Source organism: Pseudomonas sp. B1-22 (assembly GCF_050474425.1).
Taxonomy (GTDB): domain Bacteria; phylum Pseudomonadota; class Gammaproteobacteria; order Pseudomonadales; family Pseudomonadaceae; genus Pseudomonas.
This window is the reverse complement of the sequence record NZ_JBCHVH010000005.1, coordinates 62734-76060: the sequence shown is the minus strand read 5'-3', so window position 1 is coordinate 76060 and position 13327 is coordinate 62734. Positions and strand designations below refer to the sequence as shown.

16 protein-coding genes are annotated in these 13327 nt (G+C 63.0%); 8 read left to right on the top strand and 8 right to left on the bottom strand.

The window, feature by feature from the left end; translation table 11 throughout:
• Positions 1-84 precede the first annotated feature (84 nt).
• On the top strand, positions 85-984 hold the full coding sequence (locus ACQ5BL_RS19390; RefSeq protein ID WP_243808428.1) for a LysR family transcriptional regulator: 900 nt from the start codon (positions 85-87) through the stop codon (positions 982-984).
• 175 nt (positions 985-1159) lie between these two features.
• The gene (locus tag ACQ5BL_RS19385; protein ID WP_243808375.1) at positions 1160-2062 is read left to right on the top strand and encodes an AraC family transcriptional regulator; all 903 of its coding nucleotides are present in this window, start codon (positions 1160-1162) and stop codon (positions 2060-2062) included.
• 43 nt (positions 2063-2105) lie between these two features.
• On the opposite strand, the gene ACQ5BL_RS19380 is transcribed toward ACQ5BL_RS19385, so the two are convergent.
• Genes ACQ5BL_RS19380 through ACQ5BL_RS19370 form a run of 3 tightly spaced genes read right to left on the bottom strand, consistent with a single transcriptional unit; the run spans position 2106 to position 5905 of the window.
• Positions 2106-3401, bottom strand: coding sequence for an NAD(P)/FAD-dependent oxidoreductase (locus tag ACQ5BL_RS19380; RefSeq protein ID WP_243808376.1), 1296 nt, complete (start codon positions 3399-3401; stop codon positions 2106-2108).
• A 14-nt stretch (positions 3402-3415) separates the two neighbouring features.
• Complete coding sequence (locus tag ACQ5BL_RS19375; protein WP_207887339.1) at positions 3416-4501, bottom strand: polyamine ABC transporter substrate-binding protein; 1086 nt, start codon at positions 4499-4501, stop codon at positions 3416-3418.
• 45 nt (positions 4502-4546) lie between these two features.
• Positions 4547-5905, bottom strand: a complete 1359-nt coding sequence (locus ACQ5BL_RS19370) for a glutamine synthetase family protein (RefSeq protein WP_243808377.1) — start codon at positions 5903-5905, stop codon at positions 4547-4549.
• A gap of 335 nt (positions 5906-6240) precedes the next feature.
• Here ACQ5BL_RS19370 and ACQ5BL_RS19365 point away from each other — a divergent pair, with 335 nt between their 5' ends.
• The gene (locus tag ACQ5BL_RS19365) at positions 6241-6999 is read left to right on the top strand and encodes a glucose 1-dehydrogenase (protein ID WP_207887337.1); all 759 of its coding nucleotides are present in this window, start codon (positions 6241-6243) and stop codon (positions 6997-6999) included.
• 78 nt (positions 7000-7077) lie between these two features.
• Entirely contained in the window at positions 7078-7617 is a 540-nt protein-coding gene (locus ACQ5BL_RS19360; RefSeq protein WP_279577356.1) for an ATP-dependent zinc protease, read from the top strand.
• A 1-nt stretch (position 7618) separates the two neighbouring features.
• Here ACQ5BL_RS19360 and ACQ5BL_RS19355 read toward each other — a convergent pair whose 3' ends face one another.
• Together ACQ5BL_RS19355 and ACQ5BL_RS19350 are read right to left on the bottom strand one after the other, a co-directional pair.
• Positions 7619-7999, bottom strand: a complete 381-nt coding sequence (locus ACQ5BL_RS19355; protein WP_243808379.1) for a YkvA family protein — start codon at positions 7997-7999, stop codon at positions 7619-7621.
• A gap of 61 nt (positions 8000-8060) precedes the next feature.
• Positions 8061-8471, bottom strand: coding sequence for a hypothetical protein (locus ACQ5BL_RS19350; RefSeq protein ID WP_243808380.1), 411 nt, complete (start codon positions 8469-8471; stop codon positions 8061-8063).
• A gap of 825 nt (positions 8472-9296) precedes the next feature.
• Here ACQ5BL_RS19350 and ACQ5BL_RS19345 point away from each other — a divergent pair.
• Together ACQ5BL_RS19345 and ACQ5BL_RS19340 are read left to right on the top strand one after the other, a co-directional pair.
• Positions 9297-9527 (top strand): hypothetical protein, encoded by a 231-nt coding sequence (locus ACQ5BL_RS19345; RefSeq protein ID WP_243808381.1) that lies wholly within the window; start codon positions 9297-9299, stop codon positions 9525-9527.
• 86 nt (positions 9528-9613) lie between these two features.
• On the top strand, positions 9614-9970 hold the full coding sequence (locus tag ACQ5BL_RS19340) for a YkgJ family cysteine cluster protein (protein ID WP_243808382.1): 357 nt from the start codon (positions 9614-9616) through the stop codon (positions 9968-9970).
• Here ACQ5BL_RS19340 and ACQ5BL_RS19335 read toward each other — a convergent pair.
• The 3 genes from ACQ5BL_RS19335 to ACQ5BL_RS19325 form a co-directional block, all read right to left on the bottom strand.
• Positions 9967-10668: a YoaK family protein gene (locus ACQ5BL_RS19335; protein ID WP_243808383.1), complete on the bottom strand. Its 702-nt coding sequence runs from the start codon at positions 10666-10668 to the stop codon at positions 9967-9969. The two genes, ACQ5BL_RS19340 and ACQ5BL_RS19335, sit on opposite strands and share 4 nt — an antisense overlap.
• Before the next feature lie 34 nt (positions 10669-10702).
• Positions 10703-10927: a hypothetical protein gene (locus ACQ5BL_RS19330; protein ID WP_207887330.1), complete on the bottom strand. Its 225-nt coding sequence runs from the start codon at positions 10925-10927 to the stop codon at positions 10703-10705.
• A 97-nt stretch (positions 10928-11024) separates the two neighbouring features.
• The gene (locus tag ACQ5BL_RS19325) at positions 11025-11723 is read right to left on the bottom strand and encodes a potassium channel family protein (protein WP_243808384.1); all 699 of its coding nucleotides are present in this window, start codon (positions 11721-11723) and stop codon (positions 11025-11027) included.
• Positions 11724-12318: 595 nt separating this feature from the next.
• Here ACQ5BL_RS19325 and ACQ5BL_RS19320 point away from each other — a divergent pair.
• Both ACQ5BL_RS19320 and ACQ5BL_RS19315 read left to right on the top strand, forming a co-directional pair.
• A complete protein-coding gene (locus tag ACQ5BL_RS19320) occupies positions 12319-12552 on the top strand; it encodes a DUF1214 domain-containing protein (RefSeq protein ID WP_243808385.1) in 234 nt (77 codons plus the stop codon).
• A gap of 55 nt (positions 12553-12607) precedes the next feature.
• Positions 12608-13282 carry a DUF3313 domain-containing protein gene (locus ACQ5BL_RS19315; protein ID WP_243808386.1) on the top strand — a complete coding sequence of 225 codons (675 nt, stop codon included), beginning with the start codon at positions 12608-12610 and terminating at the stop codon, positions 13280-13282.
• Positions 13283-13327 lie beyond the last annotated feature (45 nt).

Below are 13327 nucleotides of genomic sequence, written 5' to 3'. Positions count from 1 at the left end.
TATTATTAAGATAATTCAATGGTCTCTTGACAGATTTCAACTGCCATGAGAACAAGGCCGGCCATTGACGTGTGCGGTTGCATGATGAAAGAGAACATATACAACATTCGCCTGCTGCGGGTTTTCGTTGCGGTGGTCAGGAACAAGGGATTTTCTGCGGCGCAGCAGGACCTGAACATGTCGACGCCAGCCATCAGCGGCTATATGAGCCAGCTCGAGGCGCAACTGGGCATGCCGCTCTGCAGCCGGGGGAGGTCGGGGTTCAGCCTGACCAGCAAAGGACAATTGATTTACGATGAGGCGCAGAATCTTTTAAATCAGATCGACGGATTCGAGAATTACGTACTTGAGTTGAAGGGAGAATTGCGGGGGACGATTTCTGTCGGGATACTCGATTCCATGATAACCGACAAGCAGGTCAATATAGTGGACCTGCTTGGGAACTTTGCATCGAATCATCCCAAGGTGCATGTCAATCTCAAACTGCTGAGTCCTTTCGAACTTCAACGGGAAGTCCTGGAAGGAAAGATCGACCTGGCAATAGGTTCGCTCCCGACCAGGATGAGCGGATTGAAATATATCGACCTCTATATCGAGCAGCATTGGCTGTATTGCAGTGACAGGCATCCGTTGTCCCGCGAGTTGCAGAAGACCCCGGAGAAAGTCAGGCAGTATGCCCTGGTCAAGCGGGGCTATTGGTCGAGCGCGGAAGTGGCGAGGCATGGATTCAAGGAATGTTCCGCCACCATCGACAGCATGGAGGCCGAACTGATCCTGGTGTTGTGCGGAAGCTATATCGGCTATCTGCCGGACCATCTGGCGCAGCAATGGGAAGAGCAGGGGAGGCTCATCAGGCTTCTCCCGGAGCACTTCGGATACCAGGCCGAATTCTCGCTCATCATGAAGAACGGGCGGACGCGGGAGCCGCTGATCCAGGCGTTCAGGGATGAAATGGGCAGGTTGTACGACAAGGAGATCAGGTAGCGGTCTCCTGTATTCGCGTATGTCAGGTAAAGCGTGCTCGATCCCGTCGCATTGGTCATAATCCTGCTGCGTGCAGAACGCCGCCCCATGCTGATTGGAACCGCCCTTGTTGCGTGCGGAGGTCAGCCATTGGTAGGCTGATAGTTAATAATATTAATAAATTTCCGGGTGTGTGATGGCGATCAAGGTGATGGAGGCTCGCGAGGTTGACGAGCCGCGTGCGGTGCTGCCGGGTTGGGAAGAGCAGTACACGCAGATGTCAGCTGGTCGCTTTTGCGGACGACTCGTGCACGCGGAAACCGGAGCGGTCCAGCTCTACGAAGAACGCATGAACCTGCGGGTCGAGCAGGAATTCCATGCCCCCGCCGATACCCTGGTGTTCAGCTTCGACATGAACGAAAGCGCCCTCTACCTGCTGGATGGGCACACGCACAACGCCTGGGTCACCCCCGAGAATTACCGTGAAGTCGCCGTGGTCCTGAAGGACGCCTCCGCCTGGGGACGCTCCGCCGCGGACTTCGAAAGCCTGGTGCTGCAACCGTTGCGTTCGGAGAGCTGCAGCGCCTTCGCCAGCTCCCTGAGCCAGTTGCTGGCCGGCGCCGTGGAAGGTCACGTCAACGTCGATGCGCCCGGATTCGCCCAGCAGGTGGCCGATGGCTGCTTCTCGCTGCTGGAGGCGGCGGTCGATGTGGGTCAGCGCCGTCGCTCCGACCGCAACGCCAAACGCGTCGTCGAGCGGGTGAAAGAGGTGGTCAACGATTGTCCGCAGGACAGCTTCGGCGTTCCCGAGCTGGCTGAAATCGCCGGTGTCTCGGTGCGGCAGTTGCAGCAGTCATTCGTCCAGTATGCCGGCATGCCGCCCACCGTGTGGCTGCGCAACCGCCGGCTGAATGCTGCCCGACGTGACTTGCTGGCCGCTGGCGGTGCGGGTGTCAATGTGGCCGAGATTGCGATGCGCTGGTCGTTCTGGCATCTGGGGCGATTCTCCCAGGCTTACCAGGCGCTGTTTGGCGAGTATCCGAAGGCGACGCTCAAGCGCGGAACCGAGCGCTGCGTCGTGAGCATGCTGCCGAGCTGAAAAAAAGCGGAGCTCCCTCGGCGAGACGCTCCGCCTGGCTTATTCAGCCAATTGCCTCTCGAATCCTGTACCAGAGCATGCCCATCGCCAGCAGGGGCGAGCGCATCAGCTTGCCGCCCGGGAAGGTCAGGTGCGGTACCGCGCTGAACACGTCCAGCCCCTGGCTCTGGCCTGCTGAAATGGCTTCGGCCAGCAGTTTGGCGGTCCAGTGGGTCACGTTGAGACCATGCCCCGAGTAGCCCTGGGCGAAGTACACATTCGGGTGCTGGGCCAGACGACCCACCTGCGGGAAGCGGTTTGCCGTGATGCCGATCATGCCGCCCCACTGGTAGTCGATGCGCACATCGGCCAGTTGCGGGAACACCTTCAGCATCTTCGGCCGCATGTAGGCGCCGATGTCCGCAGGGTCCCGCCCGGAGTAGTGGCACGCGCCGCCGAACAGCAGGCGACGGTCGGCGGTCAGGCGGTAGTAATCCAGCCCCACCTTCTGGTCGCACAGCGCCATGTTCTGCGGGATCAGCTTCGCCGCCACGTGCTCCGGCAACGGTTCGGTGACGATGACGTAGCTGCCCGCTGGCAATACCTTGCCGGTCAGGCGCGGCTCCAGCTCCTCCAGGTGCGCGTTGCAGCCCAGCACCAGCTTGTCCGCGCGCACCCAGCCGTTGGCGCAGTGCAGCGTGACCGAACTGCCGTGGGTGATGCGCAGCACCGGGCTCTGCTCGAAGATCTTCACCCCCAGGTTGCTGGCGGCCCGTGCTTCACCGGTCACCAGGTCCAGCGGATGCAGATGGCCCGAGCCCATGTCGATCAGGCCGCCGGCATAGCAGTCGCTGGCCACCACTTCATGGATCTGCCCGGCACCCACCAGCTTGGTCGGATGCCCATAACCCATCGACTGCAGCTCGCGCTGTTCCTCCGCCATGGCGGTGAACTGCGCGGGGGTGTTGGCCAGCTCGCAGAAGCCCCAGCGCAGGTCGCAGTCGATGTTGAACTGCTGGATGCGCTCCGCCACCAGCTTCACCGAGTCGAAACCCGCCTGGTTCAGGTAGCGGACGCCATCCTCGCCGACGTACTTGGCGAAGCCACTGACGTCGTGGCCGATGCCGCGGATCAGCTGTCCACCGTTGCGACCGCTGGCTCCCCAGCCGATGCGGCGGCCTTCCAGAAGCACCACGGAGTGGCCCCGAAGGGCCAGCTCCAGTGCCGTGTTGACGCCGGTCAGACCGCCGCCGATGACGCAGACCTCTGCGTGAACCTCGCCCTCCAGGGCGGGGTAGGTCTGCTTGTCGCGCGCAGTGGCCGCGTAATAGGACGCGGCGTGTTCGCCGGCATGAATCATGGGACGTTCTCGAGTCATTGGTTGAACTTGATCTTGCTCCAGCTGCGGGTCATCAGGCGCATGATCTTGGGCGGCGGCGCCTTGGCGATGTACAGCTTGTCGAGCACGGCCTGGCTCGGGTAGACCTCGGGGTTGTTCTGCATCTCCTCGGGCAGCAGCGTCTTGGCGTCGCCGTTGGCGCTGGGGTAGCCGACGTACTCGCTGATGCCGGCGATCACCTTCGGATCGAGGATGTAGTTGATGAACGCCAGGGCCTGCTCCGGATGGGTCGCATCCGACGGGATCGCCATCAGGTCGAACCACAGGTTCGCGCCTTCCTTGGGAATGGTGTAGGCGATCTCGATGCCGTTCTTGGCTTCCTTGGCCCGCGCGGCCGCCTGGAAGACGTCGCCGGAATAGCCGAAGGCCACGCAGATGTTGCCGTTGGCCAGGTCCGAGATGTACTTCGAGGAGTGGAAGTAGGTGACGTACGGGCGCACAGCCACCAGCTTGGCCTCGGCCTTGGAATAGTCCGCCGGGTTGGTGCTGTTGGCGTCCAGGCCCAGATAGTTGAGCACCGAGGGGATCATCTCGTCGGGCGAGTCCATGAAGGCCACGCCGCAGGCGCTGAGCTTCTTGATGTTCTCCGGCTCGAACAGCACCGACCAGGAGTCGATCTTGTCGACGCCCAGCACTTCCTTGACCTTGGCGACGTTGTAGCCGATGCCGTTGGTGCCCCACAGGTAGGGCACCGAGTGCTTGTTGCCCGGGTCGTTCTGTTCCAGCAGCTTGAGCAGCGTCGGGTCCAGGTGCTTCCAGTTCGGCAGCTTTTCACGGTCCAGTTCCAGGAAGACCCCGGCCTGCACCTGGCGCGTCAGGAAGTGGTTGGACGGCACCACCACGTCGTAGCCGGAGCGGCCTGCCAGCAGCTTGCCTTCCAGGGTCTCGTTGGAATCGAAGACGTCGTAGACCGGTTTGATTCCGGTGGTCTTCTGGAAGCCGGCGAGGGTGTCCGGGGCAATGTAATCGGTCCAGTTGTAGATACTGACCGTGGGGGCGGCGATGGCGGTTTTCGCCATTGCCGCCAATGCGAAGGCCGCAAGGGGCTTCAGCAGTTTCATGTCGACTCCTATCCGTATTCTTGTGATTGGGCGGGATCGGTAGCGTCAGACGCTCAGCAGCAGGAATTCACGTTCCCAGGAGCTGATCACGCGCTTGAAGTTCTCGTGCTCGGCGCGCTTCACCGCGACGTAGCCCTGGACGAACTTGCGACCCAGGTACTCTTCCAGCACCTGGCACTCTTCCATGTGCGCCAGCGCGTCCTCGATGGTGATCGGCAGGCGCAGGTTGCGGCGCTCGTAGGCGCGGCCTTCGACCGGGGCGCTGGGATTGATCTGCTCGACCATGCCCAGGTAGCCGCAGAGCAGGCTGGCGGCCAGTGCCAGGTAAGGGTTGGCGTCGGCGCCCGGCAGGCGGTTTTCCACGCGCATGGCTTCCGGCGAGGCTGCGGGTACGCGCAGGCCGACGGTGCGGTTCTCCACGCCCCACTCGACGTTCACCGGCGCGGAGGTGTCCGGCAGGAAGCGGCGGAAGGAGTTCACGTTCGGCGCGAACATCGGCAGGACTTTCGGGATGTACTTCTGCAGACCGCCGATGTAGTGCAGGAACAGCTCGCTCATGGTGCCGTCGACGTTGGCGAAGATGTTCTTGCCCGTCTTGATGTCCAGCACGCTCTGGTGGATGTGCATGGCGCTGCCCGGCTCGTCGGTGATCGGCTTGGCCATGAAGGTCGCCGCCACGTCGTGCTTGAGCGCGGCTTCGCGCATGCTGCGCTTGAACACGGTGATCTGGTCCGCGAGGCTCAGGGCGTCGCCATGACGGAAGTTGATTTCCATCTGCGCCGGGCCGTCTTCGTGGATCAGGGTGTCCAGGTCCAGACCCTGGGCTTCGCACCAGTCGTAGACGTCTTCGAACAGCGGGTCGAATTCGTTGGCCGCGTCGATGGAGAAGCTCTGGCGACCGCTTTCCGGACGGCCGGAACGGCCTACCGGGGCTTCCAGCGGGAAGTCCGGGTCGCTGCTGCGCTTGGTCAGGTAGAACTCCATTTCCGGCGCGACGATGGGGTTCCAGCCCTTGTCCGCGTACAGCTTCAGTACGCGCTTGAGCACGTTGCGCGGCGACAGCTCCACGGGGTTGCCGTACTTGTCGTAAGTGTCATGGAACACCATCGCGGTCGGCTCGATGGCCCAGGGCACCACGAACACCGCGTCCGGATCGGGACGGCAGACCATATCGATGTCCGCTTCGTCCAGCAGGTCGTAGTAGATATCGTCGTCGACATAGTCCCCGGTGACGGTCTGCAACAGCACACTCTCGGGGAGACGCATGCCTCCCTCGCCGAGGAACTTGTTGGTCGGGGAAATCTTGCCGCGGGCGATACCGGTCATGTCACTGACGACGCACTCGACTTCGGTGATCTGGTGTTGCTTCAGCCAGGAACTCAGCTGATCGGCGGGGGTGCTCATGCAAGCCTCTAATGGTTGGATGGAACGCACAGGAAGGAAATCGACCGCATATGGGTCGACGCATGGCTAGTGTTGGGGAGAGCCGGGCCTTCGTTCTATCCACTTTCCGCAGATTCCGGGTACGCAGGGCGTTTTTCTCGGCATGGCGTATTTGGGCGCCTGCTGGCCGCGGGGCCTTGGGTAGTCTGATCGGGGGATGTGGGGTGCCTCGGCCAGCCCCTATGTTGGCTGCCGCACGCGTAGCGCCTTCCTGATCGAGCAGCCTGTCTCCCTGGCTTTCTGCACACCCGAGCCTGCCGTGCCGACACCACCACGGACTTCATCTGGAGAGCGGAATGACAGACTTCGCAGGCAAGGTCGTAATAGTGACGGGCGCTTCCACCGGCCTCGGCCGGCAGACCGCGCTGCGGTTCGCCGAGGCGGGCGCGCACCTGGTGCTGGCCGATATCGAAACCGTCAGCGGCGAGGAAACCGCCCATGCCGTGTCCGCGGCGGGAGGCGGCGAGGTGGTGTTCGTTCGCACGGACGTTTCCCGCAGCGCCGACGTCGAGCACATGGTGAGCGAGGCGGTGCGCAGGTTCGGTCGGATCGACTGCGCTTTCAACAACGCCGGTATCGCCCAGCGCGGCCGGCCGGTGGCCGAGTTGCCGGAAGAGGAGTGGGACCGCGCCATCGGGGTCAACCTTAAGGGCGTGTGGCTGTGCCTGAAGTACGAATGCGCGCAAATGCTCAAGCAGGGTGGCGGCAGCATCGTCAACACCTCGTCGATCATGGGCGTGGTCAGCGGCCCTGGCCTCTCCGCGTACTCCGCGTCGAAGTCGGGCGTGCTTGGGCTGACGCGCTCCGTTGCGCTGGATTACGCCACCGCCGGCATCCGGGTCAACGCGGTTTGCCCCGGTGGCATTGCCAACACTGCGATCACCAATCGCGCGGACGTCCAGGACGCCATGGAGAGCCTCAAGATGGCCACGCCCATGGGTCGCCTCGGCGAGCCGGACGACATTGCCAGCGCGGTCATGTGGCTGTGTTCGCCGGCGTCGCGCTTCGTCACCGGCCAGGCCCTGACCATTGATGGCGGCTTCACCGCCTGGTGATCGGCGTAAAGCACTGCGTACGAGTCATCCGTTTTCTTGACCTGCGTTTGACTCGTCTTTGACATCCCGGACTTGATCATGAGGCATACAGTCAACCGACGAGTCATTGCCGTGCCGATCAATTCCCTCTCTGCCGCCATGCTCCTGCTGGCGCTTGCCACTCCGATGAAGGCCCACTCGGAAGACCTGCCGGTGCGCGGCTGGATCGAAGAGGCGAAAATCTATCCCGAGGGCGTCCCGGTCAAGGCCAAGCTGGACACCGGCGCGCTCACCTCGTCGATGGACGCCAAGGACATCGAATACTTCGACAAGGACAGCAAGAAGTGGGTGCGTTTCAAGGTCGTGGCGAAGAACAGCGACACCGGGGATGAATCCGTACAGGAGTTCGCCCGTCCCGTCCTGCGCAAGGTGAAGGTTCGCGGCGCTGGCGGCGTGGACCACCGGCCGGTGGTGTCGATGCAGATCTGCCTCGGCAACCAGATGCTCGACGAAGAATTCTCGCTGCGCGACCGCAAGAACATGATCTACCCGGTGCTGATCGGTCGTAAGACCCTGGAACACGTGGGCCCGGTCGACGTGCGCCGGACCTTCACCCAGCAGCCGAAGTGTCAGGTCTGACCTAGCGCCACAGCCACCGGTAGCAGAGCACGGCCAGCAACAGCCAGATCGCCACGATCACCACGGCGGCCGCCTTGGTGCGGGGGCGCTGCGAGCTGGCGCGCTCGAATTCATCCGCCTGGAGCTTGCTTGCGGCATACACCTGCGCGGGTACGAGGCGAATGATCAGCCAGATGGACGCCGGCAGGATCAGCAGATCATCGAGCAGCCCCAGCACCGGAATGAAGTCCGGTATCAGGTCGATGGGGCTCAGCGCGTAGGAAACTACCAGCAGGCACAGCAGCTTGACCGGCAGGGGCGTTTCCGGGTGCTTCCAGCAGAACCACAGGATCATGGTTTGCCGTTTGATCGAGCGGGCCCACTGCTTGAGTCTTGCGAACATCGTGCGTTACCGGTGAAAGGGAGCGCCTAACCTACACCGCGTGCTGTGAAATTCCGGTTGGCTAGTGAAGAACCGCGCGGAACAGGGACACCAGCGCGGCGCCGATGATCGGCGAAAGCCACAGGCCCAGGGTCTGCCGGAAGAAGTCCTGCAGATAGGTGGCGAGCTGAAGGTCATAGGGCGGCATGTCGGAGGAGTACTGGGCGTAGCCGACCATCGCCAGGAGGAAGCCGCCGCCCACGAAGAAGCCCACCATTCTCGGCAGCACGCCTTTCACGTTGGTATAGGCGAACAGGGCGCCGCAGAGAATGCCGCAGAGGGTAGCCAGGGCTTCGAAACCGTCTTCGGGCTCGGCGAACCACTCATCGCCGTACAGGCCGATCAGCCGCCCCACGTACCAGCCCGCCAGGCCGCCGAACAGCAGCGCGGTGCAAAGAAGCGAGGGATTGCGCAAGCCCGGGCTGAACTGCATTTGGCGGATTACCTTGGAATTCGTATTCAACGAAGGGGCGGGATTATACGTCCATCTCGCTCCCGGCGGCGCATCGCGGTCGGAGTCCGCTCCTGCAAGAACCCCTCACCCTAGCCCTCTCCCAGGGTGCGTGGGGACCGTTCGGTGCGGGATCGTAGGGCGCATCTCCATGACAGGCATGGCTCCGACTTCCCCGTAGGAGCGGACTTTGTCCGCGATGCTTTTGGGCTTTTGGGCTTTTGGGCTTTTGGGCTTTTGGGCTTTTGGGTTGGGTGTTTCTGCGCCGCTCCGGCGTGTGCTGAGAGATTTTGTTTCGCCCCCTCGGGCGACCTCCTTTGGCAAACGACGGATGGCCGCCCCACCCAAAGGAGGCAAAGGTCTTGCCCCATCATCCGGGTCCGGCTTCGCCGGACTCCCCTCGCTCCATCGGAGTTTCAGGGGCACGAACTAGGCGTCCCCCTTGACGGGCCATCCATGGCCCAACGACGCTCTCGCGGCATCCATGCCGCTCAACCCCTGAAACTCCGATTCCACTCGGCCTCCTGAAGGGGCGCTCGGAGTGCGCGGAGATTTCTCTGGAAATCTTTAGAGCCAGAGCGATGAGCAGGCTTTCGTAGGAGCGGACTCCGTCCGCGATGATCTGGCAGGGGCTGTACGTCGCATCGCGGATAAGTCCGCTCCTGCAGACGCAGCCCCTTCGGGGCGCCTGCAACGCTGTAGGGGCAGGGTGTTATCATGTGCCCCCTCGCCGACAGCATGGGCCGTCTGTGCCGATTCAGTGCTGAACGAGTTTTGAATGGATACGAACCAAGCGTGGTGATTTGAGTGAAGCGCAGCGATGTGAAAGCCCGGAATGCCGCGGGCATAGCCTTTGACACCCACGTGATCGCCAACCCGGCCAATACCCGGGAGTGGATCGTGTTCTTCAAGAAGGACGCGGGGCGCAGCTTTTTCCTGGTGGACGAGGACGAGCAGGTCGAGTCGTTTGCGCACCTGGATGGCCTGGTCGACCAGCTGCGCGAGCTGGGCATCAAGAACGTGGAAATCCATCTCTGACCCGCAGAGCCATTCGGAGGCATCGCAATGTCTGATCAGTACCGGTCTCCGCGAACGACGGACAACGCAGTGGGTGGGGGCGGCCAGTGAGCTGTTCGACCCAGCGCAAGATCGACCATCTGCGCCGGCAGATCCCCGGTTTCGCCTGCGTGCCCGGCTGCCACGATTGCTGCGGGCCGGTGACCGCGTCGTCCGAGGAAATGTCGCGCCTCCCGGTAAAGAGCGACGCCGAGCATGACGCCGCCCTGGCGCATTGGAACTGCGTGCACCTGGGGCCCGACGGCTGCCAAGTGTACGAGGAGCGTCCATTGATCTGCCGCCTGTTCGGCACCACTCCGAGCCTGCCATGCCCGCGCGGCCGCGGGCCGGAAGTCCCGATCGACGAGCAGGTCGAGCGCCAGGTGCATGAGCTGATCGCCACCACCCGGCAGGTGCTCGTCTAGCGGGGCATGTAGCCCAGCTGCCAGGAACGCGGGACGAAGTAGACGATCACGGCCAGCGCGCAGGCCAATGCGCTGCTCACGGCCATGGCGCCCAACCCCAGGTGATGCTCCAGGAAGGCCCCGGCCGCGCCGCCCAGCAGCATGCCGCTCCAGGGCACGAGCTGGACCCGCCAGCCATTGTTGCGTTCACCCAGCAACCAGCGCCCGAGGCCGCGGCCGAAGCGGGACAGCGCACCGGTCACGTAGGTCAGGCCGATGGGCATGCCATTCACCTGTTCCACCACCGCGTTCAGCATCCCCATCGACAGGATTGCCGCAACGAAGGCCGGCAGGTTCCGCGCTTCGGGCCAGAGGGCGGCGAAGCCAAGCAGCGCCGCGACAATGATGAGCAAAGGCGTGGCGCGCCGCTTGAATCCTCGGGCCAGGACGACACCCAGGGCATTGCCGGCAACGAAGCACAGCACCGCGAGCGACAGCCGCCCGAGCGTGGTCAGGTCGTGGTCGTTCACGGCGACGGCGAGCCGGGTGGTGTTGCCGCTCATGAAGGACACGAAGTCGCCGGTGGCCAGGAATCCGATCGCATCGGTCATGCCCGCCAGCACGGACAACCCGGCGACGAGCCCCAGCCCGACGCGCCCGCGCAACAGGTGGATCCGCGATCTCTTGGCGCTGCGAGGCTTGGGAGCATGAGGGAGCATCTAGGGAGGCGCCTGGCTGGATAAGGGGAGGGCGTCAGCTTTGCGCCGTGGGCACTTCGTCTTCGCTGATGCAATGCTCGATTTCGGTCACCTTGCGCAACGCGAGATCGGCATTGGGATAGGCGCCAAACATGCGGCCCTGGTAGAAGACCACCCAGACGAAACCTGACGGCTCCAGGTCCGGAAGCTCTCGCAGCAGGGTCTGGAATCTGGCGGGCAGATCGTCGATGTGCATCTGTGCCATACCGCGCAGGATCATGGCGGGTCACCTCTCTTTCGGTCCGCGCTATTTTCGAACTCCGATGACTCTGGGGCAATACGACGGAAGTTTGTCCCGGGTCGAGCGAGGCCAGCCGTCAGCGGGGCGACGGTGACGGATAGAGTCCGGCCAGCCGTGCGATCAGGACGCCCACGTAGAAGACGCCGGTGAACTCTTCGATCATCACCAGCGAACGGGCGTGATTGGTCAGGGGCACGATATCGCCGTAGCCGGTGGTGGTGAGGGTGGTGAAGCTGAAGTAGATCAGCTTGAAGAAGGTGCCGGTCTGCGTGAAGTCCAGGCGGGTGGGGCCGAACGCGCCGGGAACGGTCATCTCGAGCTGGGCGTAGAGGAAGGACCAGGCGAAGGCCAGCATGATGTAGCCGGCCAGCGCGCCGTGAAGTTTGTCGGCGGTAATCTGCCCGCGCTTGAGCACGTAGCGAAGCACGCCGGAGATCGAGACCAGCAGTGATAGCGCATAGGTCATGCCGGCAAGGTCGAGCAATATCAGGTTCGAGGTCCACAGCGCCGTCCACTGCAGGCCGATCCCCAGCAGCGCCAGGCCCACCTTGAAGATGAGCGAGCGCCGGGACTGCGGGGCCGCGAAAGCTCCTACCAGCAGCACACTCGAAAACAGGATGCCGAGCAGCATGCGGGGGAACAGCCCTTCCTCCAGGAAGGGGAACACCAGGATCATGCCGATCAGAAGCAGCAACAGATAGGTGCAGGGGCCGAGGCCAATGATCATCTGGGACAGGTCGGCGTCGGATTCTGTCGTGTCTTTCGCTTGCGGCATACCGGTTTCCTGAGGGGGTGAACTGATACCCGCAACAGGGCGTTGCAGGGCGGGCGGATATTGAAGGGAGAGCGTTGGGCAAGTCTAGACGGCGCCATGCAGGACGAAGCGTGATTTGGGGTGGACGGACCTGATTGCGCTTTCGGTCGAGCCGTGCGCGTCGATCTCTCAACTTCCATGCAGCCGGCGTTCAGGCTTCAGCCACGCCGAATGAGCCATTGCCGGACGCTGTGCGTCCTGGATGGCGAGGGCTCGGGCGGAATGGCCCCAAGGTGCAGTCGCTGCGCCGTCGGCTGCCGTCCTCAGCCAACGCCCCGGTCCTGTTTTCCCTGTCAATGAGATGTGCGTCACATTTTATTGTTTCCGGGCAGAGTGGTATGGCAGTTCTCTATCGCCTAATGTGTGAACCATTCGCGTCCCTTGTGAGAACAATCAGACAAGGGGGATATCGGCGCGGCCCGAAAAACCAGATCGCCGCGGTGTACAGGGTTCAGGAACATGCCACTCAAAGGGACTTTATCGATGCAAGCCTGCCCGAAAGACAAAGCCATGCCCACCCAGGGCGTGCGCGTCGCTGGCGCGGTGGGTTTGTCCTGTGCGCTTCCCGCGTGCCGGCAGCCAGAGCTATCCGTCGCCCGCCGCCGAAGCCGGCGCCGATGGTTCCACCACGGTCTACTTCGCGCCGGAGCAGCCCAAGGGCGTGGCGCGTGGCAACTGGATCCAGACCATCCCGGGCAAGGGCTGGTTTGTCATCTTGCGTCTGTACAGTCCGCTCGAGCCGTTCTTCACCAAGCAGTGGCGTCCGAGCGAAATCGAGTTGCTCAAATAGCCTTTTCCCGAACCAGCCCCGTTTGTTCTGTATATCAACCAATAGGAAGTGGACGATGAAGTCGAAATTTTTGCTGGCCTCCCTGTGCGCCGGCTCGCTCGTGTTGTCTGGTTGCGCAAGCAAGTATGTCGAGCCGGAGCAGTATTCCGGTTTCCTCAAGGACTACAGCGTTCTGAAGGAGGAGAAGTCTCCCTCTGGCGCGGCCGTGATGCGCTGGGTTCAACCCGGCCTGAATGGCAATAGTTTCACCAGCGTCTACCTCGAACCCAGCCAGCTCTACCCGCAGCCCCAGGCCACGGAGCAGGTTCCCCAGAGTACGCTCCAGGGGGTTACCCAGTACTACGACCAGGCCCTCAAGCGCGAGCTTTCCAATGTACTGCCGCTGGCAACGACCCCCGGCCCGGGCACCCTGGTCGTGCGCCCGGCGATCACCGCTGTCACCGCCTCGACCGAAGGCCTGAAACCCTACGAAGTGATCCCGATCGCCCTGATCGTCGCGGGCATCACCACGGCTACTGGGCATCGTGACATGGACACCACCATCGCCACCGAAGCGGCCTTCATCGATGGCGGCAGCGGCAAGGTGGTGGCCGAGGTCGTGCGCAAGGGCGCCGGCACCGAGCTGGAAAACTCCTCCCAGGTGATGACGGCGAAGGATGCCAAGGCTGTCCTGGATGGCTGGGCATCGGACCTGGCCAAGTCGATCCGGGCGCTGCAGAGCCAGCAGTAAGTCCGCAGGGCACCTGGCCGTTCCGGCCAGGTGCTCGCTTTCACG

What these genes read in the sequence shown, in the direction of transcription:
- ACQ5BL_RS19390 (WP_243808428.1), top strand. Translation starts at nt 85, where the DNA reads ATGAAAGAGAACATATACAACATTCGCCTGCTGCGGGTTTTCGTTGCG.
- ACQ5BL_RS19385 (WP_243808375.1), top strand. Translation starts at nt 1,160, where the DNA reads ATGGCGATCAAGGTGATGGAGGCTCGCGAGGTTGACGAGCCGCGTGCG.
- ACQ5BL_RS19380 (WP_243808376.1), bottom strand. Translation starts at nt 3,401, where the DNA reads ATGATTCATGCCGGCGAACACGCCGCGTCCTATTACGCGGCCACTGCG.
- ACQ5BL_RS19375 (WP_207887339.1), bottom strand. Translation starts at nt 4,501, where the DNA reads ATGAAACTGCTGAAGCCCCTTGCGGCCTTCGCATTGGCGGCAATGGCG.
- ACQ5BL_RS19370 (WP_243808377.1), bottom strand. Translation starts at nt 5,905, where the DNA reads ATGAGCACCCCCGCCGATCAGCTGAGTTCCTGGCTGAAGCAACACCAG.
- ACQ5BL_RS19365 (WP_207887337.1), top strand. Translation starts at nt 6,241, where the DNA reads ATGACAGACTTCGCAGGCAAGGTCGTAATAGTGACGGGCGCTTCCACC.
- ACQ5BL_RS19360 (WP_279577356.1), top strand. Translation starts at nt 7,078, where the DNA reads ATGAGGCATACAGTCAACCGACGAGTCATTGCCGTGCCGATCAATTCC.
- ACQ5BL_RS19355 (WP_243808379.1), bottom strand. Translation starts at nt 7,999, where the DNA reads ATGTTCGCAAGACTCAAGCAGTGGGCCCGCTCGATCAAACGGCAAACC.
- ACQ5BL_RS19350 (WP_243808380.1), bottom strand. Translation starts at nt 8,471, where the DNA reads ATGCAGTTCAGCCCGGGCTTGCGCAATCCCTCGCTTCTTTGCACCGCG.
- ACQ5BL_RS19335 (WP_243808383.1), bottom strand. Translation starts at nt 10,668, where the DNA reads ATGCTCCCTCATGCTCCCAAGCCTCGCAGCGCCAAGAGATCGCGGATC.
- ACQ5BL_RS19330 (WP_207887330.1), bottom strand. Translation starts at nt 10,927, where the DNA reads ATGATCCTGCGCGGTATGGCACAGATGCACATCGACGATCTGCCCGCC.
- ACQ5BL_RS19325 (WP_243808384.1), bottom strand. Translation starts at nt 11,723, where the DNA reads ATGCCGCAAGCGAAAGACACGACAGAATCCGACGCCGACCTGTCCCAG.
- ACQ5BL_RS19315 (WP_243808386.1), top strand. Translation starts at nt 12,608, where the DNA reads ATGAAGTCGAAATTTTTGCTGGCCTCCCTGTGCGCCGGCTCGCTCGTG.